Below are 25,257 nucleotides of genomic sequence, written 5' to 3'. Positions count from 1 at the left end.
AACACAACATTGTGGCCGACACCAAACCCTGTGGGAGCGAGCTTGCTCCGGGCGGCGTTCCGACGATTGCTTTTCTGAAGTCCACCGGATTTACAGGATGCGGTAGAGCAAGCGCTCGATCCGCACACGGCTCACACGCTTGAGAAACTTGGCCACGCCCGCCGGGTACTCGGCCAGGGTCTCCAGGTTCTGGAAATGCTCGATTCGCCGGGTGTGCTGGAAGATCTCTGTCAGCTCGTTGTGACGCGGCTCCAGCAGTTCGCCATGGGGATCATCGATCAACAAGGCGTTTTCCAGATCGAGTCGAAACGCCCGCGGGTTGAGGTTGTTGCCGGTCAGCAAGGTATAGCGCCGGTCGATCCACATGCCCTTGAGGTGATAGGTGTTGTCACCATCACGCCACAGGTGCAGGTTCAACTGCCCACTGTCGATGTTGCGCTGATGGCGCTTGGCAAACCGGCGCAAGCTGATTTCGTACAGGTACGGCAGCGCCGAAATGACCCGGAACGGTTCGCTCGGCGGAATGTAGAAATCGTTGGCGGTCTTGTCGCCGACCACAATGTCGATCTTCACCCCACGGGCCAGTGCGCGGTTGATCTCGCGGATGATCGCCAGCGGCAGGTTGAAGTACGGTGTGCAAATGGTCAGTTGCTGCTGGGCGCTGGCGATCAGTTCGCAGATCACCCGGTTCAGCGGATTGTTCTTGCCGACGCCGAGCAAGGGGCTGACAGACAAACCGGTCCGGTCGGTAGTGCCCCGCGTGGTGTCGTAGGCCGCGTGCTTGAGGCGGCTGCGCAGGTCGCCGATGTCATGGCGCAGGCTGCGGGTGGTCGGCAGGTTCGGCAGGTCGAGGCGGTGCACCGCCTTGGAAGCCACCAGGCCGTGCTGCACCAGGTGCTGCATCGAATCGGCCAGATCACGATTGTGCAGCAGGTGATAGCGGTCGTAGCGGTACTTGTCGAACTTGTGCAGATAGACGTTGTTCAGGCTCGCGCCGCTGTAGATCACGCAGTCATCGATCACGAAACCTTTCAGGTGCAACACGCCGAACAGTTCGCGGGTTTGTACCGGAACGCCGTAGACCGGCACAACACTTTCGTGGGTGCGGGTCATTTCCTGATACCAGGCGGAGTTGCCCGGTTGCTTGCCGGCACCGATCAGGCCGCGCTGGGCGCGCAGCCAGTCGACGACGACCACCACGTCCAGTTCCGGACGTGCCAGCTTGGCCGCGTGCAAGGCATCGAGAATTTCCTGGCCGGCTTCATCCTGTTGCAGGTACAGCGCAACGATGTAAATGCGCCGGGTCGCGCTGGCGATTTTCTCCAACAGGCAATGACGGAATTCTGCAGCGCCGGAGAGAACGCTAACGGCATCGGCCGCCAGCGGAAAACTGCGCAACTTGGGCAGCAGGGAGCGTTTGAAAAGCGACGGCATAGGGCTCGCAATTGGGTCGAATCCGAAGAACCCGAGAGCTTACACCATGCAAAGGTTCGGGTCTTGTTACCGTCTGTAATGTCCCCTTCGCGAGCAGGCTCGCTCCTACATTGAAATGCATTCTCCTGTGGGAGCGAGCCAGCTCCGGGCGGCGTTCCGACGAAGACCATTTATCAGGCACTACAAAAACACCCATTGACCATGGAGAACGATCATTCTACTGTTAGCCACATGAACGAAATCATCAGCAATGACACACGCGACATCATTCTGGATGTCACCGAAAAGTTGATCTACAAAAGTGGCATAGCCGCCACTGGCATGGATCTTCTGGTGAAAACCGCCGGCGTCTCCAGAAAAAGCATCTACCGCTACTTCGCCAACAAGGACGAACTGGTGGTGGCCGCCCTGCAACGCCGCGACCAGCGTTGGATGCACTGGTACAGAGGCGCAGTCGGCCAGGCACGAACCCCGGCCGAGCGACTGCTCAACCTGTTTACCGTACTCAAGTCCTGGTTCGCCTCCGACGGTTTCCGCGGCTGCGCTTTCATCAACACCAGTGGCGAAACCGGCGACCCGCAAGACCCGGTGCGCCTGGTCGCCAAAGAGCATAAACAGAAGCTGCTCGACTACGTGTGCGAGCTGTGTACCGAATATGGTGCCGAGGATCCGCAGACGCTGGCCAGACAACTGCTGATCCTGATCGATGGTGCCATTACCGTGGCGCTTGTAATGGGTGATCACAGTGCCGCCGATAATGCGCAATGCATGGCGCGAAAGTTATTGGACCTGTAGCAACTCAATCAAGCTCGACACAATGTTTGAACTTTAACTTGATACGGAGACTTGAAATGTCTGATGCCGAAGTTCGTCCGCCATTACCCCCTTTCACCCGTGAATCGGCGATTGAAAAAGTTCGCCTGGCTGAAGACGGCTGGAACTCGCGCGACCCCGAGCGCGTGTCCCTGGCCTACACCCTGGACACTCAATGGCGCAATCGCGCCGAGTTCGCCCACAACCGCGAAGAAGCCAAAGCTTTCCTGACCCGCAAATGGGCCAGGGAACTGGATTATCGGCTGATCAAGGAACTCTGGGCCTTTACCGACAACCGCATCGCCGTGCGTTATGCCTATGAATGGCATGACGACTCGGGCAACTGGTTCCGCTCCTACGGCAACGAAAACTGGGAGTTCAACGAGGACGGCCTGATGGCCCACCGCTTCGCCAGCATCAACGACATGCCGATCAAGGAAAGCGAGCGCAAGTTCCACTGGCCGCTGGGGCGTCGTCCTGACGATCATCCGGGGCTGTCGGATCTGGGCCTGTAAACACACATCGCAAGCTTTTGCTTCACCCCCTGTAGGAGCTGCCGCAGGCTGCGATCTTTTGACTTTGCTTCTAAAGATCAAAAGATCGCAGCCTGCGGCAGCTCCTACATACCGCGGGATCGACAGATCGCGGCCTGACGCAGTACCCGCACATAGCCAGAATGCATGAGCGGTCGCCGTCGGAAGGGGTTATGGGTAATATGTCGCCCCTTCCCCGCAGCCCTTTCTGCACCCGCCGAATAAGCCGAGCCCATGCCTTTCGAACTCAGCGTTGACCTCTCCACCCTGGCCATCCTGGCCCTTGTCGCTTTTGTTGCCGGTTTCATCGACGCCATCGCCGGTGGCGGTGGGCTGTTGACCACCCCGGCCTTGTTGACCGCAGGCCTGCCGCCGCACCTGGTGCTGGGCACCAATAAACTCAGCTCGACCTTCGGCTCGGCGGTTGCCAGTTTCACCTTCTACCGCCGCAAGCTGTTCCACCCCGCGCAATGGGTACACGCCATCATCGGTACACTGGTCGGCGCGCTGACCGGTGCCGTGGTCGCGCACTACCTGCCGGCGGAGTGGCTGAACAAAATGCTGCCGGTGATCGTCTTCGCCTGTGGCGTTTATCTTTTGTTTGGCGGCACGCCGAAAGCGCCAGTGGACAGCGATGCACCGATCAAGAAAAAGTGGCAGTCGACCCAGGGCTTCAGCCTCGGCTTCTATGACGGCGTGGCCGGTCCCGGCACGGGCGCGTTCTGGACCGTCAGCAGCCTGCTGCTCTACCCCGTCGACCTGGTGAAGGCCAGCGGCGTGGCGCGCAGCATGAACTTCGTCAGCAACGCGGCAGCGCTGTCGATCTTCATCTTTTCCGGTCAGGTGGACTGGATCATCGGCCTGTGCATGGGCTCGTCGTTGATGGTCGGCGCGTTCCTTGGTGCCCGCACCGCCATCAGCGGCGGTGCGAAATTCATTCGCCCGGTGTTCATCACCGTGGTGCTGGGCCTGACCGTGCGCCTAGCCTGGCAGCACTGGTTCAGCGTGGCCTAAACGCCGCGCCACATAGAGGTCGATCAGGTAACGGGCAATCGAGCGTGACGCCGGCAACGGCGGCAGCTCGTGCACGTTGAACCACTGGGCGTCCTCGATCTCGTCTTCCTGACAGACGATCTCGCCGCCGGCGTATTCGGCATGAAAGCCGAGCATCATCGAGTGCGGGAACGGCCAGCACTGGCTGCCCATGTACTGGATGTTCCGGACCTCGATGCTCACCTCTTCGCGAACCTCGCGAATCAGGCAGTCCTCGGCCGATTCGCCCGGTTCGGCAAACCCGGCCAGGGTGCTGTAGACCCCCGGCACAAAACGCGGCGAACGCCCCAGCAGAATCTCGTCGCCGCGGGTCACCAGCACGATCATGCTCGGCGAAATCCGCGGGTAATAGCGCAAGTCACACGGCTCGCAGTACATCGCCCGCTCACGCACCACCTGATGGGTCGCCTGCCCACAATTGCCGCAAAAACGATGCTCGCGGGCCCAGGTGCCGATCTGTGCGGCGTAACCGAGCACCTTGTAGACCGTGTGATCGCCCTCCAGCATGAACGCCCGCAGGCCTTTCCAGTTGCAGCCCGGCACTTCGCTTTGACTGCGCAGCTCCAGCAGATAGACCGGCTCGCCATCGAGATGACCGATGCCATGCTCGGCGAGAATCGACAGGTCCTGACGTTTGAGCCATTCGCGCGCGAACAGTGCGCCATTGTCATCGAACAGAAAGCCTTCGGGGCTGCGCGCAATGGCCCAGCCGCCGGGTTGATCGGTGTCCAGTACTGCGGTGGTCCAGCGAGGAATCATGGTTAATCAATCCAGAAATTCGGGTTTCTGTTTGCTCATATGGGCGGCCATGGCCACACGCAGATCGGTGGATTGCAGCATGGCGGCGTTCCAGGTAGCGATGTATTCGAGGCCGTCATCGATGCGATGGTCGCGCATGTAGCTGATCATCTCTTTGGTGCCGGTGACGGCGATCGGCGACTTGCTGGCGATTTCGCGGGCAATGCCCATGACGCCGTCGAGCAGACTGGCGTTGTCGCTGTAGACGCGATTGACCAGGCCCATGCCCCGCGCCTCGTCGGCGCCAAACGTGCGACCAGTGTAAGCCAGTTCGCGCAGCATGCCGTCACCGATGATCCGCGGCAAGCGTTGCAACGTGCCGACGTCGGCGGCCATGCCGATGTCGATTTCCTTGATCGAAAACTGTGCGTCTTCGGCGGCATAACGCATGTCGCACGCGGCAATCAGGTCGATGGCGCCACCCAGGCAGTAGCCCTGAATCGCTGCAAGCACCGGTTTGCGGCAGTTATCGACGGCATTGAACGACGCTTGCAGGGTGAGGATCTTGCGCCGCAGCAGTCGCGCATTGCGTCCGACGTCCTTGCCCAGTTCATTGGCCACGCCAGCCAGCATCATCAGGTCGATACCCGAGGAGAAATGCTTGCCTGCGCCGCTGAGAACCACCACGCGCACTTCATCGGTGTCGTCGATCCACTGGAAGATCTCGACGATCTCGCTCCAGAACGCAGCGTTCATCGCGTTGATCTTCTCCGGGCGGTCGATCTGCACATGGGCGATTTTATCGACCAGTTCGACGTTGAACGCGCTGTACTGAGACATGCCAGTGATCCTTTTGCGGGCAAAAATGAGGCCCGAACTATAACAAGGCATCAAGGTGGGCAGTAAGGCAGCGGTTCGGCCAAATGCGGGACTCACGACGCGCACCACAATGGTGCGTGCATACTGAATCGTGTCGCACATTTATGTGACTGCCCAGTGACTTTTTGCGGCAAAAACGCAAAAAACATGCACTTCGTCGGGGCGATTGCACCTCGATCAGGCACGTCCGTCCCGCTACAAACCGATTGTCGAACAATTTTGCCATCTGCCCTTTACCGCTCTAAGTTCTGGCCTAGACTCATTTTCTCGAGACGAAACCGATCGGTCACAAAATGGAAAAACAGTCGAAACTTTTTCCAATCCCGATCGGTCCTCTGACAAGAAGGTGCGTTGCGACTGGTGCAATCTTTGCAGTGGCTCATTCACCCATTCTGCTTCAGCGCATTGGGCAGCGCTTGCTCACTGATGCGTAGCGCATTTGCGCCGGCCACGGACATTGGCCATGGAACACCGTTTGCCAGACCTAAGAACTAGATCAACAACACGGGAGATTCATATGATCAGTACGGCTTTGGAAATACAGGGAGAGCGTGCTCATCAGGTCGGCGAATCGAGCGCCGTAACTGCCGCGAACACCCAACCCGTCAGCGTTCCTGGCACCCGGACGCTGACCCCGGCAGCCCACCGGAATCCGAACCGTAAAAAAGTCTTGTTCGTCACCTCGGAAATCGCCGACCTGGTGAAAACCGGTGGCCTGGGCGACGTTTCCGCGGCGCTGCCACGGGCCATGGCCCATCTGCACGATGTGCGGGTGTTGATCCCGGGTTACCCGCAGGTGCTGCACAGCGAGAACCCCATTCATATCATCGGTGAGCTCGGCGGTCATGCTGCGTTGCCACCGTGCAAGATCGGGCGCATGGACATGCCCGACGGTCTGGTCATTTACGTACTGATCTGCCCCGAACTCTACGAGCGCGAAGGTTCGCCCTACGGCGCCAACAACGGCCGCGACTGGCCGGACAACCATATCCGTTTCGCCCGCCTGGGCCTGGCGGCGGCCGATATTGCCGCCAACCTCGCGCAAATCCACTGGTGCCCGGACCTGGTGCACGCCCACGACTGGCCGGCCGGCCTGGCCCCTGCTTATATGCACTGGCGTGGACAGCGCACACCCACCCTGTTCACCATCCACAACCTGGCGTACCAGGGCGTAACCAGCCTGGGGTCGTGCCCCGAATTGGGCATCCCCCATCACGCGCTGCAGCAGGAAGGCATGGAGTTCTACGGCAAGATGTCGTTCCTCAAGGCCGGCATGGCCTATTCGAGCCACATCACTACGGTTAGCGCGACCTACGCCCAGGAAATCACCACCCCGGATTTCGGCTGCGGTCTCGACGGTTTTCTCGCCGCCAAGACCCAGCAAGGCCTGCTCAGCGGGATTCCCAACGGCATCGATGAAAGCTGGGATGCGGCGACCGATCCGCACCTGTTCTGCCCGTTCAACATCGGCGACTGGGATGGCAAGGCCGTGAACGCCGCTCATGTGCGCGAGCTGTTCGGCCTGGAAGATTCCGAAGGCCCGCTGTTTGCGGTGGTCTCGCGGCTGGTTTATCAGAAAGGCCTGGACCTCACCGAGGCGGTCTCTGAATACATCGTCAAATCCGGTGGCCAGATCGCGATCATCGGCCGTGGCGAGCCGGAAGAAGAACAGTCGATGCGCGAACTGGCCCTGCGTTTCCCCGGGCAGATAGGCGTGCGCATCGGCTTCAACGAAACCGACGCCCGGCGCATGTTCGCTGGCAGCGACTTCCTGCTGATGCCGTCGCGTTACGAGCCGTGCGGCCTGAGCCAGATGTACGCCCAGCGCTTCGGCTCGTTGCCGGTGGCACGCAACACCGGTGGCCTGGCCGACACCATCGAAAACGGCGTGACCGGTTTCCTGTTCGATGAATCCACGGTGCAGAGCTACCAGGAAGCCCTGAGCCGTGCGTTCAAGGTATTCGCCTTTCCCGACCTGCTGCACGCCATGCGCTGCCGGGCCATGGCCGCGCCGTTCAACTGGTGCAAGGCGGTCGAACCCTACGCCGAACTCTATGAACAGCTTGTGGCGAAAGCATTGGGGAAATCGAACAAACAGTAAGAGGCTTTCAAGATGCCGTTACGGACCCTCGAGACCTGGCCCCACGGCGCAATCATGCTGGACGCAGAGCACACGCGATTTGCGTTGTGGGCGCCAGATGCGTTTTACGTCAGTGTCGAACTGGAAAATGGACAGTCCTTGCCGTTGCTGCCCCAGGCCGACGGCTGGTTCGTGAGCAACATCCGATGCGCGGCGGGCACGCGTTACCGCTACAGCATCGACGGCGAACTGGAAGTGCCCGACCCGGCCTCCCGCGCTCAGGCCGGCGATATCGACCGGCACAGCGTGGTGGTCGATCCGCTGGCCTATGCGTGGCAACACAGTACTTGGCTGGGACGGCCGTGGAACGAAGCGGTGATCTACGAACTGCATGTCGGTGCGCTCGGCGGCTTCAGCGCCGTCGAGCAGCATCTGGCGCGCCTGGTCGAACTGGGTGTCACCGCGATCGAACTGATGCCCATCGCGCAGTTTCCCGGTGAGCGTAATTGGGGTTATGACGGCGTCCTGCCCTATGCGCCCCAGGCTTCCTACGGCTCACCCGAGCAGCTCAAGCACTTGATCGACACCGCCCACGGCCACGGTCTGGCGGTGATTCTCGACGTGGTCTACAACCACTTCGGCCCGGACGGCAATTACCTGCATCGTTATGCCAGTGCTTTCTTTCGCGAAGACCAACACACGCCATGGGGCGCGGCCATCGACTTGCGCCGTCGCGAAGTACGGGACTTCTTCATCGAAAACGCCTTGATGTGGCTGCTGGAATACCGTTTCGACGGATTGCGCCTGGACGCGGTGCACGCCATCGAAGACCCGGACTTTCTTCAGGAACTGGCGCAACGGGTGCGCCAGCAGACGGGACCGGCGCGGCATGTGTGGCTGATGGTCGAGAACGAACACAACCAGGCCAGCCTGCTCGAACAGGGTTACGACGCGCAATGGAATGATGACGGCCACAACGCCCTGCACGTATTGCTGACCGGCGAAACCGACGCCTATTACGCCGACTACGCGCAAAACCCCACCGAACAACTGGCGCGCTGCCTGAGCCAGGGTTTCGTGTTCCAGGGCCATCTCAACCGCCATGGTGTGGCACGCGGTGAACCCAGCGGGCATTTGCCCCCCGGCGCATTCATCCTGTTTTTGCAGAATCATGACCAGATCGGCAACCGGGCCTTCGGCGAGCGCCTGCATCAACTCGCCCACCCGCAAGCGCTGCAGGCCGCCACGGTGTTGCTGCTCCTGTCGCCGATGATTCCGCTGCTGTTCATGGGTGACGAGTTTGCCGTCGAACAACCCTTTCTGTTTTTCACCAGCCATCACGGTGAATTGGCAAAACGGGTACGCGATGGCCGGCGCAACGAGTTCGCGGCGTTCAGCGCGTTTGCGGACCCGCGTCAACGCGAACACATTCCGGACCCGAACGATCCGCAGACATTTGCGGCGTCCCGCCCTGTCCTGCCCTCGATCGGCCACAGCGAGATGCACGACTTGTACTGCCGACTGTTGCAGATCCGTCACCGGCTCATCGTCCCGCACTTGCCGGGCACCCAGGCACTGGGCACCGACGTGCTGGGCCAAGGCGCGGTCAGTGCAGCCTGGCGATTGGGCGATGGCAGCCAACTGCGCATTGACCTGAACCTCAGCGACAGGCCCGTAGGCCACACCTCACAGACCGGTGCCGCGCGGTTGTTCGAATACCCGCCAGAGAGCGCCGGCCTTCTGGACCAGGGCACCCTTGCCCCGTATTGCGCGCTCGTCAGCCTCGCCGCCGCAGCCCCTTTGCTACCCCGTATGGAGAGCGTCCATGAGTGATGCGCAACTGGAAATCCTGGCCAGCCGTGCCGGCCTCGCGGTCGACTGGATCGACGCCAACGGTCGCCCGCAAAAAGTCGCGCCTTCAGTGTTGCGCAACGTGCTGAGCGGCCTTGGCCACCCAGCCGGCAGTGCCCAGGAAATCGACACCAGCCTGCTGGAGTTGCAAGCGGCGCAACAGACCCATCACTTGCCGCCATTGATCACCGCCGATGTCGGGGTGGGCCTGGACCTGGCGCGTTATTTCGAGCCCCAGACCCCTTGCGAAATCCACCTCGAAGACGGTTCGCGGCTCAACCTGAAACTGGACGCCAACGCGGTGCTGCCGGGGCTGGTACCGGTCGGCTATCAACAGGTCGGCATCGACGGACAAACCTTCACTCTGGCGGTGGCCCCATCCCGTTGTTACAGCGTGGCCGATGCCGTGGATAACCCCATTCCTCGTGCCTGGGGCCTGAGCGTGCAGTTGTATGGCTTGCGCCGCCCCGGTGATGGCGGGTTTGGTGACACCCAGGCGCTGGAGGACCTCGCCCGGGTGGCCGGTGAGCGTGGCGCCGAGGCGCTGGCGATCAGCCCGTTGCATGCGATGTTTTCCAGTGACACCCAACGCTATAGCCCATATTCGCCGTCCAGCCGTTTGTTTCTCAACAGCCTTTACTGCGCCCCCGGCACCATTCTCGGCGAACGCGCCCTGCGTACCGCCATCGATGCAACCGGCTTGGCCATTGAACTCAAGGCGCTGGAAGAACATCCGCTGATTGACTGGCCGGCCGCCGCCGAAGCCAAGCATCGGTTGTTGCAGGCCCTGTATGAAGGCTTCGTCCAGGGTGAACACCCGTTGCACGAAGACTTCAGCAGTTTTCGTCACGCCGCTGGCGAAGCGCTGGAAAATCACTGCCGCTTCGAAGCCATCCAGGAGGCTCGCGCCGCCCGCGGTGAACACCTCGACTGGCGGCAGTGGCCCGAACCCTGGCGCAACCCGCGCAGCGCCGAACTGGCGGCATTCGCCGAAGAAAATGCCGGGCGCATCGGCTTCTTCGCCTTCTGCCAGTGGCTGATCACGCGCTGCCTGGAGCGCGCGCAAACCGCCGCCCGCGCCAGCGGCATGAGCATCGGCCTGATTGCCGATCTGGCCGTCGGTGCCGATGGCGGCGGCAGCCAGGCCTGGAGCCGTCAGGACGAACTGCTCGCCGCCCTCACCGTCGGTGCACCACCGGACATTCTCAACCGCACTGGCCAGGGCTGGGGGATTTCCGCGTTCTCCCCTGAAGGCCTGGTGCGCAATGGTTTCCGGGCCTTCATCGAAATGTTGCGGGCCAACTTCGCCCACTCCGGAGGCTTGCGCATCGATCACGTCATGGGCTTGCAACGTTTGTGGGTGATCCCCAATGGCTCGCCGCCAGCCGACGGCGCCTACCTGTATTACCCGGTGGACGACCTGCTGCGCCTGCTGACGCTTGAATCCCATCGCCATCAAGCCATCGTCCTTGGCGAAGACCTCGGCACCGTGCAGGACGGCCTGCGGGAAAAACTCATCGCCCGTTCGATACTCGGCATGCGGGTGTTGCTGTTCGAACAGGACAACACGCACTTCAAGCCGATCCTCGACTGGCCGGACAACGCCCTGGCGACCACCAGCACCCATGACCTGCCCACCCTCAACGGCTGGTGGCATGGCCGCGATATCGACTGGAACGCCCGGCTCGGCATGGTCGATGCCAGCACTGAAATCGAATGGCGCCAGCACCGCGAGCGCGAGCGTGAGGGCCTGCGCCGGGCGTTGAGTCAGGACCCGCAGAACTTTCGCGAAGAGTCCCACGAAACCGACCAGGTGCTCGACGCCAGCGTGCGCTTCCTCGGCCATACCCGGTCGCCATTGGTGTTGCTGCCACTGGAAGATGCCCTTGGCGTGGAACAACAGGCCAATCTGCCGGGCACCATCGATACTCACCCGAACTGGTCGCGGCGCTTGCCCGGATACAGCGAGGCCCTGCTCGATGGAGCGGATGCCGCGCGGCGTCTGGAACTGCTCGCCTGTGCGCGACTTCAGGCGGCCGAGCGTGATCGATGACTCAAGTGCCGAGCCGACCACTGCGCGCCACGTTGCGCCTGCAATTTCATAAAGGCTTCACGCTGGAAGATGCGGTGCCACTGGTGCCGTATTTCGCCCGTCTCGGCATCAGCCATGTCTACGCCTCCCCGCTGTTGCGCGCGCGCGTCGGGTCGATGCACGGCTATGACGTGGTGGACCCGACAAGGGTCAATCCGGAGCTGGGCGGTGAGGTGGCGCTGCGCAGTCTGGTCGGTGCCCTGCACGGGCACAACATGGGGTTGATCCTCGATATCGTCTCCAACCACATGGCGGTCGGCGGCAGTGATAATCCCTGGTGGCTGGATTTGCTGGAGTGGGGGCGCCTGAGCCCCTACGGCGAGTTTTTCGACATCCAGTGGCACTCGCCCGACCCGTTGATGGAGGGCCAGTTGCTCCTGCCGTTTCTCGGCAGCGACTATGGCGTCGCGTTGCAGGACGGCACCCTGCCCCTGCGCTTCGATGCCTGGCACGGAAGCTTTCATGTCGAGTACTACGAACACCGCTTTCCCATTTGCCCCTGGGATTACGGCGAGCTGCTCAAGGTCGATGCGCCGCTCGATACGCAACAGGCCGAACAACTCAAATCCCTGGCCGATCGCTTCAGCACCCTGAGCTACCAGACCGATGCCCACAGCCTGGCGCGACCGCTGAAAGCAGAACTACGCGACCTGGTCAGCGATCCGGCCATTGCCCAAGCCATTGACCAACACCTGAAAAACTACGACTCAGTGACCCGCGAAGGCTTCCAGCGCCTGCACAACCTGCTGGAGCGCCAGAGCTATCGCCTGGCCAGTTGGCGCACCGCCGCCGACGACATCAACTGGCGGCGCTTCTTTGATATCAATGAACTCGGTGGGCTGCGCGTCGAGCGTCCCGCCGTGTTCGAAGCCACCCACGCGAAGATCTTCCAACTGGTGGCTGAAGGGCTGATCGACGGGTTGCGCATCGACCATATCGACGGCCTCGCCGACCCGCGGGGCTACTGCCGAAAACTGCGCCGTCGGGTCGACAGCCTGTCCGCGGGGCGCCACCTGCCCATCTATGTCGAAAAGATCCTCGGCGAAGGCGAAACCCTGCATCGCGACTGGTCGGTGGACGGCACCACCGGTTACGAATTCATGAACCAGTTGTCACTGCTGCAACACGATCCCCGGGGTGCGCAGACACTGGCCGAACTCTGGCATTACCACAGCGAGCGGCCCGCCGACTTCTCCCGGGAAGCACAACTGGCCCGTCAGCAAATCCTCAATGGCTCCCTCGCCGGGGATTTCGAAAGCGTCGCCCAGGCCTTGCTGCAAGTGGCCCGGGACAATCTGATGACCCGCGATCTGACCCTCGGCGCCATTCGCCGGGCCTTGCAGGCGCTGATCGTGCATTTTCCGGTGTACCGCACCTACATCAGCGCCCTCGGCCGGTCGGCCCAGGACGAGGTGTTTTTCCAACGGGCCATGGACGGTGCCCGGCAAACCCTGGGTGAGGCGGACTGGCCGGTGCTCGACTGCCTGGCCGGCTGGCTCGGCGGTGAACCCTGGCGGCAGCGCCCGGCCGGTCGCCAGCGCAAACGCCTCAAGCACGCCTGCGTACGTTTCCAGCAACTGACCTCGCCGGCCGCGGCGAAAGCGGTGGAAGACACCGCGTTCTATCGGTCGGCGGTCCTGCTCTCGCGCAACGACGTGGGGTTCAACACCGAGCAGTTCAGTGCGCCGGTTGCCGACTTTCATCAAGCCTGCATCGAGCGCCTCGACACCTTCCCGGACAATCTGCTGGCCAGCGCCACCCACGACCACAAGCGCGGGGAAGATTCACGGGCGCGGCTGGCGGTATTGAGCGAGCGCAGCGACTGGTACGCCGACCAGATCGGTCTGTGGCGCACTCTCGCCCGGCCACTGCGCAGTGACGATCAAGTGCCGTCGGCGGGCGATGAGTTGATTCTGTATCAAGCGATTCTTGGCAGCTGGCCGCTGGAGTTGGCTGTCGATCATCCGCCGGCGCTAGAGGACTACGCAAAACGCCTCTGCCAGTGGCAACGCAAGGCCCTGCGCGAAGCCAAATTGCAAAGCAGCTGGAACGCACCCAATGACCCTTGTGAGCAGGCGAGCGAGGACTTCATCCAGCGCCTGTTGCTCAGCCCCGAAGGCGAGTTGTTGCGTACGGCCCTGGCCAAGGCTGCCCGTTCGATTGCCGTCCCCGGTGCACTCAACGGTTTGGCGCAAACCTTGCTGCGCATGACCGTGCCCGGCGTACCGGATTTGTATCAGGGCAACGATTTCTGGGACTTCAGCCTGGTCGATCCGGACAACCGTCGCCCGGTGGATTACGCCAGCCGCCTGCAGGCACTGCAGCAAGCGGTGGACCTGCCGGACTTGTTGCTGAACTGGCATGACGGGCGCATCAAGCAAGCCCTGATTGCCCGCACCTTGGGCCTGCGTGCCGAGCATGCCGAGCTGTTTCGGCGTGGCACTTACCAGGCCCTGGAAGTGGTGGGCAGCGAGGCCCATCGAGTACTGGGATTTGTCCGTGAACGGGAGGGGAAACGCGCCATCGTGATTGTGCCGATACGTTGTGCCGAGCTGCTGGAAAACGGTGCCGAACCACAGGTCCACGCGCCGCTGTGGGGCGATACCCGGGTCAAACTGCCGTTCACCGTCCCTGACGAACATATAGAGGGACTTTTTTCCCGCATCACAGTCACACAACACAGGGAGCTGCTGGTCAGCGCCGCGCTGGGGGATTTCCCGGTCAATCTCATTATTCAAACTGCCCACACTTGAGTTCAGTTCAGGAGCATTACGATGAGTACCAACGACAAACGCATCCGCGAGTTCGCCTATCAGATCTGGGAATCCGAAGGAAAACCTGAAGGTCAGGAAGCCCGCCATTGGGAGATGGCGCTCAAACTGGCAGAAGCCGAAGCCCTGGCCCCGAAAAAGTCCACGAAGGCCCCCGCCAGCAAGGCAGCGCCGAAGAAAACCGCAGACGCAAAACTCAGCCCGGACAAGACCCTCAATGGCAAGACCGCCGCGCCGAAAGCCAAGGCCAAACCTGCGGCAGCTTCGAAAGTCATCCCGCCCGGAGAAAAGGCAGTCGAGAAAAAGCCCCGGGCTGCGCGAAAACCGCCGGCGGTTTGAGACTGTCCTGACAGGGCTTGTGAAGAGTTACCATGAATATTGAGCCTTATGGCCTCATCGCGAGCAGGCTCGCTCCTACATGGGATCTGTGTCGTTCAAAAATTTGCGGCCCGTTCCCGATAAATGTAGGAGCGAGCCTGCTCGCGATGGCGGCGTGCCAGTCGCCATAGGTTTTGAGTTTGCAGGAGCACTTATGACCAGCCCAAAGAAAGCCGCCACGCCAGCCCCGCGTGCCGAAGCCACGCGAATCCGCGAAGGCCTGCCCTTTCCGCTGGGTGCCACCTGGGATGGACTGGGCGTCAACTTCGCGCTGTTTTCCGCCCACGCCACCAAAGTTGAACTGTGCCTGTTCGACGACGCCGGCGAGGTGGAACTCGAACGCATCGAACTGCCCGAATACACCGACGAGATCTACCACGGCTACTTGCCCGACGCCCATCCGGGGCTGATCTACGGCTATCGCGTCTACGGCCCGTACGACCCGGCCAACGGCCATCGCTTCAACCCCAACAAACTGCTGATCGACCCCTACGCCAAACAACTGGTCGGCAAGCTGAAATGGTCCGAAGCGCTGTTCGGCTACACCATCGGCCACCCCGACGCCGACCTCAGCTTCGATAAACGGGACAGCGCGCCCTTCGTGCCCAAATGCAAGGTCATCGACCCGGCGCACACCTGGGGCCACGACCACCGCGTCAGCGTGCCGTGGGACAAGACAATCATCTATGAAACCCATGTGCGCGGCTTCAGCATGCGTCACCCTGCCGTCCCCGAAAACCTGCGCGGCACCTTTGCCGGGTTGATGGTCGATGACGTGGTGGAGCACATCCGCAAACTCGGCGTGTCGACCGTGGAGTTGCTGCCGATCCACGCGTTCGTCAACGACCAGCATTTGTTGCACAAGGGCATGACCAATTATTGGGGCTACAACAGCATTGCGTTCTTCGCCCCCGACCCGCGTTACCTGGCCAGTGGCAAGATTGCCGAATTCAAGGAAATGGTCGCGCACCTGCACGAAGCCAATCTGGAGGTGATCCTCGACGTGGTCTACAACCACACCGCCGAGGGCAATGAACAAGGCCCGACCCTGTCCATGCGCGGCATCGACAACGTGTCCTACTACCGCCTCAAGCCCGATGACAAACGCTTCTATATCAACGATTCCGGCACCGGCAACACCCTGGACCTGAGCCATCCCTGCGTGCTGCAAATGGTCACCGACTCCCTGCGCTACTGGGCCTCGGAAATGCACGTGGACGGTTTCCGCTTCGACCTGGCAACCATCCTCGGGCGTTACCACGACGGTTTCGACGAACGCCACAGTTTCCTCGTGGCCTGCCGCCAGGACCCGGTGCTGCGCCAGGTCAAACTGATTGCCGAAGCCTGGGACTGCGGCCCCGGTGGTTATCAGGTCGGCAATTTTCCGCCGGGCTGGGTCGAGTGGAACGACAAATTCCGCGACACCGTGCGCGCCTTCTGGAAAGGCGACGATGGGCAACTGGCGGATTTCGCCAGCCGCCTGACCGCTTCGGGGGAAATGTTCAATCAACGTGGCCGGCGGCCCTACTCATCGGTGAACTTCGTCACCGCCCATGACGGTTTCACCCTCAACGACCTGGTGTCGTACAACGACAAGCACAACGAAGCCAACGACGAAGACAATCAGGATGGCAGCAACAACAACCTGTCGTGGAACCACGGCGTCGAAGGCCCCACCGACGATCCCGACATCAACGCATTGCGCCATCGGCAGATGCGCAATTTCTTCGCCACCCTGCTGCTGGCCCAGGGCACGCCGATGCTGGTGGCCGGCGACGAATTCGCCCGCACCCAGGACGGCAACAACAATGCGTACTGCCAGGACAGCGAGATCGGCTGGGTCAACTGGGACCTCAGCGAAGACGGCAAGGCCCTGCTCAAGTTCGTCAAACGCCTGATCAAGTTGCGCCTGACCTACCCGATCCTGCGGCGCGGGCGTTTCCTGGTGGGTAATTACAACGAGGACATCGGCGTCAAGGACGTGACCTGGCTGGCGCCGGACGGCACGCAAATGACCACCAGGCATTGGCACGATGCGCACAATCGCTGCCTGGGCATGCTGCTCGATGGCCGCGCCCAGGAAACCGGCATTCGCCGCAAAGGCGCCGACGCAACGTTGATGCTGGTGGTCAACGCGCATCACGACATCGTCAATTTCCGGCTGCCGGAAGTGCCTGACGGTGGTTTCTGGACGTGCATGATCGACACCAACCAGCCGTCGATCCACGGCCAGGAGCGCTTCGAGTTTGGCCACAAGTACTCGGTCACCGGCCGCTCGTTGCTGCTGTTCGAGTTGCAGCATGAGGAAGAAGAGTAAAAGAGACTCCAGGCATTCATGGCCGCAACACCGCAGAGCGGAAAAATCATTCTGGATAAGCTCGCGACGCGACGAATAGCGTTACATGAGCAATACTCGATTCGCGGCAATCCAGGGTTAGGCTTGTCGCACATTGCTTTCAACGAGCCCTCACGGGTCTGCCGGCCCTGGCTCGCACACGACTGAGGGCGAAACACAACAAGGACGTAATCCCCATGAAATCCGTTTCCGTCAGCGAAGCCAGCCTGCCATCACAAATCTGGAACAGTGCCCCGCAACTGGACAGCATCCCGGTCATCAGCACCCAATCCCTGGTGCCCACCGGCTCACGCGCGGTGCTCATTGCCCCGCACCCCGGCGATGAAGTCGTGACCTGCGGCGGCCTGCTGCAATTGCTCAGCAACCTGGGCCACCCGCTGCAATTGATCTCGATCACCGACGGCAGCGCCAGCCATCCAGGCTCTCGGCAGTGGTCGGAAAAACGCCTCAGCGTATTTCGTCCCCAGGAAAGCGTGGAAGCCATCCGCCGACTCGGTTTGCCGATGCACAGCCTGAAGTGGATTCGTGGCGGGTTTACCGACAACGCCCTGGTGGAACACGAAGAACAGATCGCCCGATTCATCACGCGCTACCTGCGTCCAGGTGATGTGGTGTTCAGCACCTGGTGCGAGGACGGCAACCTCGACCACGACACCGTCGGCCGGGCCAGCGCCAGGGCCGCGGTCAACGCAGGGGCATCCTACAACGACGTACCGCTCTGGGCCTGGCACTGGCCGGCACGGGACCGGGAGTTGATTCCCTGGCATCGTGCACGCAAGGTGCGCCTCGATACCTGGACCGTCGCCCGCAAGAGCCACGCCATTCACGCCTACGCCAGCCAACTCGACGGCGAACCGGCCATCGGCCTCGCGCCATTGCTGCCGCGGGCGCTGCTCGAGCGTATCCGTTTGCCTTATGAAATCGTGTTGGTTTGACAGCGCACCCCATCAGACTGAACTGCCTGCCGACGCATCAGTCGCATACATAAGCAGCCCTGAATCAGAGGAGTGGATGTGGCCAGTCATTCAAAACGGCAGGTAGCCCAATCAACGCCATTGAACACACCCCCGGCGATTCATCGGCTTCGCGTGCTGACGGTCAACACCCATAAGGGGTTTACCGCACTCAACCGGCGCTTCATCCTCCCAGAGTTGCGTGAAGCGGTGCGCAGTACGTCGGCAGACCTGGTGTTTCTGCAAGAAGTCGTCGGCGAACACGACCGGTATTCCTCCCGCTACAACGATTGGCCACAAACCTCGCAATATGAATTTCTCGCCGACAGCATGTGGGGCGACTTCGCCTATGGACGCAATGCCGTCTATCCCGACGGTCATCATGGCAATGCCCTGCTGTCGAAATACCCGATCCGCGAGTACCGAAACCTCGATGTTTCCATTACCGGCCCGGAACGTCGCGGCTTGCTGCACTGCGTACTGGACGTGCCGGGGCATAACGAAGTGCATGCCATTTGCGTGCACCTCAGCCTGCTGGAAAGTCATCGTCAGCTGCAGTTGCAGTTGCTCTGCCAACTCCTTGAGTCCCTGCCCGAGCAGGCGCCGGTGATCATTGCCGGCGACTTCAATGACTGGCAGATGCAGGGCAATGCCGCCCTGGCTCGTCGCAATTATCTGCACGAAGCCTTCGAACGCCACCATGGCCGCCCGGCCAAAACCTACCCCGCGCGGTTCCCCTTGTTGCGCCTGGACCGCGTCTACCTGCGCAATGCCAGCAGCCACGAGCCGCAAATACTCGGGCACAAGCCGTGGACGCACCTTTCAGACCATTTGCCATTGGCGGTGGAAGTGCATCTTTGAATCACGGCCATTCAGTGCCAATTGACGAAAAATCGTCCCCCACCTGTTATTTCTGACAGTAGCCACGTTGGATCCATGCCTGCTACGTTGGTGACGCCCTGACGGATATCCGCAGGGGCTTGCGACACACACGTAGCGCCTTGGTTGCCGATGGTATTTGCGGGTCACTGTTTTTCCCGATGTTGTCTTGCAACTCGCGCTGCCGAGCACGTCTGATTCCTGGTCGTTCCTGACAACCCAAGGAACGGAAGTTGATCCCATCGCGGAGGCAAGCATGGAGTTTTCGACAGATCTGTCCAAGTACCGTTATGGCGCCTGCCTGTTCTCAATCTGGTTATGTGTGAACTGGCCCCAGCCCACCCAAGCAGCCTGCACAATCTCCCCCACCGCCGGTAACGACAACTTCGTGTGCGACAGCGCCACCAGCGGGCCGCTGACCGATTTGTCGGGCAATAACTCCCTGACCTTCCCCACCAATGGCACCGGCAGGATCAACGGCAACGTGACCTTCGGCGCGGGTACCGACACCGTGACCATGGCCTCGGGCATCGTGGCCGGCGCGGTGGATCAGGGCGACGCAGCGGACAGCTTCACAATCAGTGCCGGGCAAGTCACCGGGGAGGTCAGCCAGGGCAGTGGCATCGATAACTTCGTCATGTCTGGCGGGACCATTCAGTCCCTGGCCCAAGGGGACGGTCACGATACCTTCCTGATGACCGGCGGCACCATCGTCGGCGCTTTCGAGGATGGCGACATCGCCAAAATGACCGGCGGCACCATTGGCCGGGTCGACATGAAACTCGATAACAATATTTTCGATATGTCCGGTGGGCAGATCCTCGGCAACCTGGTGACCGGTTTGGGCACCGATACCATCATCGTTTCCGGTGGCCGTATCGGCGGCAACATCAGTGTCAGCAATGGCAACGACAGCATCACGGTTACCGGCGGGGAAGTCGTCGGCGAGATCCGCGCCGGCAACGGCGATGACAGCCTGGTGTGGGACGGCGGCGGGATCATCCACTCGCAAATTCTCCTTGAGGCGGGCAACGATAGCGCGACCTTGCGCAATCTCACCGAAAGCACCCTCACCCCGAGCCTCAATGGCGGGGTTGGCAATGACCTGCTGACCTTCGATCACACCACCTCGTCAGGCGCCACCCGCTACGTCAACTGGGAAACGGTCAACCTCGGCAACAGCTCGCGCTTTGATCTCGATGGCACTTTTCAATTGGGGGACAGCACCAGCGGCACGGGCGTGTTCAACGTCGATGGCAGCAGCACGCTGGCGTCGGTGCAGGGCAGCATCGCGCCATTGACTGCAGGTCGGCTCGTTACCTTGAACAACAGCGGGGTCATCGACCTCACCGGTGGCAACTCGCGCACCAATGACAGCCTGACGGTTGAAGGCAATTACGTGGGTAACGGCGGCCAGTTGCTGCTGCAAAGCGCCGTGGGCGATGACAGTTCTCCCAGCGACAAGCTGGTGGTCAACAACGGGACGCTGACCGGCAGCACCCTGATCAGCGTCACCAACGTTGGCGGCGTAGGCGCCCTGACCCAGCAAAACGGCATCCAGTTGGTACAGGCCAAAGGCACGGCAGTCAGCGACAACACTGCGTTCGCCCTGAAAGCGCCAGTGTCGGTCGGCGCCTTCGATTACCGCCTGTTCAAAGGCGGTATCACACCGGGCAGCGAAAACAGTTGGTACCTGCGTTCCTCGGTTGTGGCGCCGCCAGTGCTTGCGGTTGCCAATCCTGATCCCGCCTTGCCGCCGACGCTGGTGCCCATCGTGGCGGTGCCGGTGGCCGCGCCGGTGGTTGTGGCTTCCGGTGTTGATGGGGTTGCAACCGTCGAAGCCCCGGTGTTACCGGCCGCCGTACCCGGTGCCGCCCCGATCCCCCTGTACCGCGAGGCAGTGCCCACCTGGTCGGTGGTGCCGCCGGCAGCAGCACAGTTGAGCCTGACCGCCTTGGGCACTTTTCATGACCGTCAGGGCGATCAGCGCCTGCTGACCGAAACCGGTGCCTTGAGCGCCGGTTGGGGCCGGGTCTATGGCAAGAACCTCGAGCAGACCTGGACCGGCACCGTCAAGCCAAGACTGGATGGTTCGCTCAATGGCTTTCAGGTCGGCAATGACCTGTTCGCTTCGCAGTTGGCCAGTGGTCAAACCCAGCGCAGCGGTTTCTTTATCGGCCACAGTCGATTGCAAGGCGATGTCGACGGTTTCAACGAGGGCTTTGAAGGCAAACGCTCCGGCAAGGTGGAGTTGCAAGGTGACAGTCTTGGCGTTTACTGGACCCTGACCGATCCTGCCGGCGCCTATCTCGATACCGTGGCCATGTATACCTGGCTCAACGGTGACAACCGTTCCGAAAGTGGACTGAAGATCGACAATGACGGTCACGTCACGACGTTATCGGCAGAAGTCGGGTATCCGATTGCGGTGGCCGGTAGCTGGGTGATCGAACCCCAGACCCAGGCGATTTATCAGAAGGTCAAACTCGACAGCCAGGACGACGGCATCTCCCATGTCTCGTTCGACTCCGACAGCGCCTGGACCGCTCGCGTCGGCGCACGCCTGAAGGGTCGCTACGAGGTCAGCGGCCGGCCGTTGGAACCGTACCTGCGGGCCAATATCTGGCACACCTTCACCGGTACCGACACGGTCACCTTTGACCATGTCGATCAGGTCGAAACCGAGCAACGAACCTCGTCCGCCGACCTCGGTATCGGCATGGTGCTGAGCGTTGCAGCCTCGGTCAGCGTGTACGCCGGACTCGACTACACCAGCAATATCGACAGCAACCAACAACGGGGAACGTTCGGTAACGTGGGGGTTCGGGTGACGTGGTGAGGGTTGAAAAGCGCTCCGGCCTGATTTTTTTTTGACGATCCACCGAAGACGCCGCGCCCACGGCCTGGGACCAACTCTACGGCCAGCCCTCTCGCCAGGTACAAACCGATTACCTTTCCCTGGGGTTGGCCGTCCCCGGCACCCACGAACTCAAAGGCCCGGCGATATTTACCCTGCAAAGCGCCAGCGGCCATATGCAAAGGGTCGGTCTGGAGTCAGCGGCTTCGGCCGCAACGAGCAAGGGACCCGAAGAGCCACCGAGGGCAGTGCGAGGACGTTGTCGGTGGAAGGTGGTTTCCCCATCGGCCTTGGCGAGAACCGGGTGATTGAACCCCAAGGCGCAATTGATCAATCAGCGCATCACCCTGGACACCCCGTATACCGGCAACACCGTGACCCTCGATCAGGTCGACAAGATCAGCAGTAGCCGTAGTTCCTCGACCGTCGAACTGGGTCTGGGCCAGGTCGCCAAAGTGACGCCGACCGTGGGCCTGTATGTCAGCGCCGACTACAGCAGCGACGTGGATGACAGTGATTTGAACGGATTGATCGGCAGCCTGGGTGTGCGGATGCGCTGGTAAAAACTGGTATTTCTTACAGTATCCGCGGCCCTGCGGGTAATGCATTGTAATGGCAGGTCACTCTGATCGAGAGCATCACGAATGTCATTGGACTATGCGCATCACGGCACACCGAACCTTGCGGTTTCAGATCCCCGTGGCCTGGGGGTCAGGGCCATTCAATACCATCGGCGGCTGGCGGCCGATCCGCTTGAAGCGCGGGTGACGCATCAACGGTTCGATGCCGCCGGGCGGCCGCTGGCCAGCCGTGATCCGTATCTGTTTGCCTTGGCGCAGAACGATGCCTCGGTGCCGGCCAACCTTAGCCAGGTGTTCAGTTTGTCCGGCGTACCGTTGTCGAGTGACAGCGTGGACGCGGGGTGGCGAGTGGCATTGCACAGTGCAGCCGGGCAACGTGTCGAAGCTTGGGACGGGCGCGGCAGCCATTCCCTGACTGAGTTCGATGAACTGCTGCGGCCGGTGGCCGTGCATGAACGTGGTGAAGATGTCGCCGAGCATGTCCTTGAGCGTTTTACTTATGCGGGAGTCGATGCCGGCGCGGCCTCGCGTAATCTGTGCGGTCAGTTGATTCGCCACGACGACCCGGCGGGGACGTTGCACCTTAATGATCTCGGCATCGCTGGCGCACTGCTACAACAGACGCGGCATTTTTTGCTCGAAACCAATCCCGTGAACTGGCCCGACACCGTGCCCGCCCGCGATGCGTTACTTGAGCCTGCTGAGGGCGCCATCACCGCCCTGCACTATGCCGCCAGCGGTGAACTGTTCCAGCAAATCGATGCACTGGGTAATCAGCAGCGTTTTACCTACACCGTCGCCGGTGAATTGAGCGACACGCGACTGATCTTGGCCGGTGAAGGCCAAACAGAACGGACGCTGGTCAGCGATCTTCGCTACAACGCCTCCGGCCAGATCGAGTCAGAAACCGCCGGCAATGGCGTCGTCACCCGCCACCGCTACGATCCTGCGGATGGCCGCCTCATCGGCCTGAGCGCCCACAAAGCCAACGGCACGCCGCTGCAGGATCTGAAGTACCGCTATGACGCAGTCGGCAACGTTCTGAGCCTCGAAGATACCGCCCAGCCGATCCGCTACTTCAACAACCAGCGCATCGAACCGATCAAGACCTATCGCTACGACACCCTCGATCAATTGATCGAAGCCACCGGATGGGAGGCAAAGACTGGGCATGGCGGTCCCGCCCTGCCCGACCTGCAGCCCTTGCCTCTCGACCCCAACCAGGTTGCCAATTACAGCCAGACGTATCACTACGACGCCGGCGGTAACCTGCTGGACCTGACGCACGTCGGCGCTCAGGCCCATGGCCGCACCTTGACCCGCGCCCGATACAGCAATCGCTGCTTGCCCGAACGCAACGGCCGTCCGCCGACCGAAGAAGAACTGGCCACCGGTTTCGATGCCAATGGCAATCTGCGTGAACTACAAGCGGGTCAATCGCTCGCCTGGGACCTGCGCAATCAGCTGTCCAGCGCGCGCCCGGTCGTCCGCGAAGACGGCAATGATGACTATGAACGCTACCTCTACGACGGCGGTGGCCAACGGGTGCGCAAGGTGCGTGCAAGCCAGACCAACGCTCGCACGCTGGTCAGTGAAGTGCGTTACCTGCCCGGCGTTGAGATCCGCAGCCAAGGCGGCACTGGGGAAATCCTTCATGTGATCTGCGCCAGCGCTGGAAGTAACAGCGTTCAGGTGCTGCACTGGGTTGCCAATCCGTCGGAGAACATCACCAACGACCAGGTGCGCTACAGCCTCAATGACCACCTGCAATCCAGCGCACTGGAACTGGACCAAAACACTGACCTGATCAGCCAGGAATGGTATTACCCGTATGGCGGCACAGCGTGTTTCGCGGCCCGCTCGGCCACAGAAGCCAAATACAAGACCGTGCGCTATTCGGGCAAGGAGCGGGATGCGACGGGGCTTTATTACTATGGGTTCAGGTATTACGCGCCGTGGTTGCAGCGGTGGATTAATCCGGATCCAGCGTGGGGAATTGACGGCCTCAACTTCTATCGAATGGTCAGGAATAACCCCATTGCTCTTCATGATCCAAATGGCTTGTCACCACACGGGGATCTGGCACGAACAATCATGGCCTCCAAAAGCTTTCAAAAAAATTACTATAAAAATCCTGAGATGGCCCTGAGTTTCATGGCAGAGATAGCTCAGGAGCAAAATCATCCCGCAGAGGTGATTGAAAGAGCGATACGAAGGGTTCGAAAGGAAATGAACTCACCGCTTGAAGAAGTAACGACACAGACAAGTAGTTTAGCAATCGCAAAACCTGAAAAAGAAATTCGCAAACCATCGCAAGAATATAAATACATGCGCGAATTCAATGCCATCTATTCCACAAATGAAGGCTCAGCGGCAATCAATAGCGCCATGCGAACGGGAACCCAGATTTCCATTAACGGCAATGAAGTGCTACGTGAAATAACAAAGCGGCATGGAGACGAACAGTTTTCTGGAAAGACAGGTAAAGATATAGAAAGCTCCATCAAAGTTACCGCCAAAGTCTTTAACCTGCACAACACAGAACAAATCAGCTACCAACTCTACAATCAAAGTGAAGCATCACTAACCACCTATTATCGTGGCCAAGACATATCAGATAGAGGCCTAGACGAACTTTTCTCTGCAAAGGAGGAGGGAACCGTCCTTCATTCAACGAGCTTTCTTTCGGTAGCGAAGGAAAAGAGCGTTGCTGAAGGATTCATGCACGGGACCAAGCCACTCCTAATAGCGATAAATGGATTTAGCGCCGCAAATGTAAATTCACCATACTCGGTGCGAATTGAAAAAGATTTAGTATTTACACCGCATGCAGATTTTGTAGTGACCGGTATCGGAAAACGCGAGAGCAACCAGAACCAATACGTTGTTAACCTTAAAGAAATACGAGGACACACTGGCACTCGCACCGCAATGCCATATTAAAACTTTCAATGTAGCGCTGGAGTGTGGCACTGGGTTGCAAGCCCACTCCAGAGCTTCTACTTCAGG

Annotated in this window: 16 protein-coding genes and 1 pseudogene; 14 read left to right on the top strand and 3 right to left on the bottom strand. The window is 60.7% G+C overall.

The features are described 5' to 3' along the window. Positions 1–90: 90 nt before the first annotated feature. Entirely contained in the window at positions 91–1,434 is a 1,344-nt protein-coding gene (pssA, locus tag AC1D19_RS19375; RefSeq protein WP_477764178.1) for a CDP-diacylglycerol--serine O-phosphatidyltransferase, read from the bottom strand. Positions 1,435–1,665: 231 nt separating this feature from the next. Between pssA and AC1D19_RS19370 the strand changes: the two genes are divergently transcribed. From AC1D19_RS19370 to AC1D19_RS19360, 3 genes are all read left to right on the top strand, one after another. Then, positions 1,666–2,229, top strand: a complete 564-nt coding sequence (locus AC1D19_RS19370; RefSeq protein ID WP_477764177.1) for a TetR/AcrR family transcriptional regulator — start codon at positions 1,666–1,668, stop codon at positions 2,227–2,229. Positions 2,230–2,285: 56 nt separating this feature from the next. After that, complete coding sequence (locus AC1D19_RS19365; RefSeq protein WP_477754414.1) at positions 2,286–2,762, top strand: nuclear transport factor 2 family protein; 477 nt, start codon at positions 2,286–2,288, stop codon at positions 2,760–2,762. A gap of 252 nt (positions 2,763–3,014) precedes the next feature. After that, positions 3,015–3,794 carry a TSUP family transporter gene (locus AC1D19_RS19360; protein WP_477764176.1) on the top strand — a complete coding sequence of 260 codons (780 nt, stop codon included), beginning with the start codon at positions 3,015–3,017 and terminating at the stop codon, positions 3,792–3,794. On the opposite strand, the gene nudC is transcribed toward AC1D19_RS19360, so the two are convergent. Both nudC and AC1D19_RS19350 read right to left on the bottom strand, forming a co-directional pair. Then, complete coding sequence (gene nudC / locus AC1D19_RS19355; protein WP_477764175.1) at positions 3,762–4,592, bottom strand: NAD(+) diphosphatase; 831 nt, start codon at positions 4,590–4,592, stop codon at positions 3,762–3,764. The two genes, AC1D19_RS19360 and nudC, sit on opposite strands and share 33 nt — an antisense overlap. A 6-nt stretch (positions 4,593–4,598) precedes the next feature. Then, a complete protein-coding gene (locus tag AC1D19_RS19350; RefSeq protein ID WP_477764174.1) occupies positions 4,599–5,411 on the bottom strand; it encodes a crotonase/enoyl-CoA hydratase family protein in 813 nt (270 codons plus the stop codon). A 556-nt stretch (positions 5,412–5,967) separates the two neighbouring features. Between AC1D19_RS19350 and glgA the strand changes: the two genes are divergently transcribed. The 11 genes and pseudogenes from glgA to AC1D19_RS19295 all read left to right on the top strand — a co-directional run bounded on the left by glgA (position 5,968) and on the right by AC1D19_RS19295 (position 25,191). Next, complete coding sequence (glgA, locus tag AC1D19_RS19345) at positions 5,968–7,551, top strand: glycogen synthase GlgA (protein WP_477764173.1); 1,584 nt, start codon at positions 5,968–5,970, stop codon at positions 7,549–7,551. Between the two features lie 12 nt (positions 7,552–7,563). After that, positions 7,564–9,363, top strand: coding sequence for a malto-oligosyltrehalose trehalohydrolase (gene treZ / locus AC1D19_RS19340; RefSeq protein WP_477764172.1), 1,800 nt, complete (start codon positions 7,564–7,566; stop codon positions 9,361–9,363). Continuing rightward, complete coding sequence (gene malQ / locus AC1D19_RS19335) at positions 9,356–11,434, top strand: 4-alpha-glucanotransferase (protein ID WP_477764171.1); 2,079 nt, start codon at positions 9,356–9,358, stop codon at positions 11,432–11,434. Before treZ ends, malQ begins: the two co-directional genes overlap by 8 nt. Then, positions 11,431–14,226, top strand: coding sequence for a malto-oligosyltrehalose synthase (locus AC1D19_RS19330; protein WP_477764170.1), 2,796 nt, complete (start codon positions 11,431–11,433; stop codon positions 14,224–14,226). Before malQ ends, AC1D19_RS19330 begins: the two co-directional genes overlap by 4 nt. Positions 14,227–14,247: 21 nt before the next feature. Then, the gene (locus AC1D19_RS19325; RefSeq protein WP_477764169.1) at positions 14,248–14,583 is read left to right on the top strand and encodes a DUF2934 domain-containing protein; all 336 of its coding nucleotides are present in this window, start codon (positions 14,248–14,250) and stop codon (positions 14,581–14,583) included. 193 nt (positions 14,584–14,776) lie between these two features. After that, positions 14,777–16,939 carry a glycogen debranching protein GlgX gene (glgX, locus tag AC1D19_RS19320; protein WP_477764168.1) on the top strand — a complete coding sequence of 721 codons (2,163 nt, stop codon included), beginning with the start codon at positions 14,777–14,779 and terminating at the stop codon, positions 16,937–16,939. 215 nt (positions 16,940–17,154) lie between these two features. Next, positions 17,155–17,913 (top strand): PIG-L deacetylase family protein, encoded by a 759-nt coding sequence (locus AC1D19_RS19315; protein ID WP_477764167.1) that lies wholly within the window; start codon positions 17,155–17,157, stop codon positions 17,911–17,913. Positions 17,914–17,991: 78 nt separating this feature from the next. Then, positions 17,992–18,792 (top strand): endonuclease/exonuclease/phosphatase family protein, encoded by an 801-nt coding sequence (locus AC1D19_RS19310; protein ID WP_477764166.1) that lies wholly within the window; start codon positions 17,992–17,994, stop codon positions 18,790–18,792. Between the two features lie 274 nt (positions 18,793–19,066). Then, positions 19,067–21,649 (top strand): autotransporter family protein, encoded by a 2,583-nt coding sequence (locus AC1D19_RS19305; RefSeq protein WP_477764165.1) that lies wholly within the window; start codon positions 19,067–19,069, stop codon positions 21,647–21,649. Between the two features lie 41 nt (positions 21,650–21,690). Then, positions 21,691–22,230, top strand: a pseudogene (locus AC1D19_RS19300) (autotransporter outer membrane beta-barrel domain-containing protein); the annotation flags it as partial. A gap of 81 nt (positions 22,231–22,311) precedes the next feature. Beyond that, the gene (locus AC1D19_RS19295; RefSeq protein WP_477764164.1) at positions 22,312–25,191 is read left to right on the top strand and encodes an RHS repeat domain-containing protein; all 2,880 of its coding nucleotides are present in this window, start codon (positions 22,312–22,314) and stop codon (positions 25,189–25,191) included. The last annotated feature ends 66 nt before the right edge of the window (positions 25,192–25,257 follow it).

The organism is Pseudomonas sp. P1_C12 (assembly GCF_056406435.1).
Note: the sequence above shows the minus strand (reverse complement) of the source record. Positions and strands in the feature narration are given on the sequence as shown.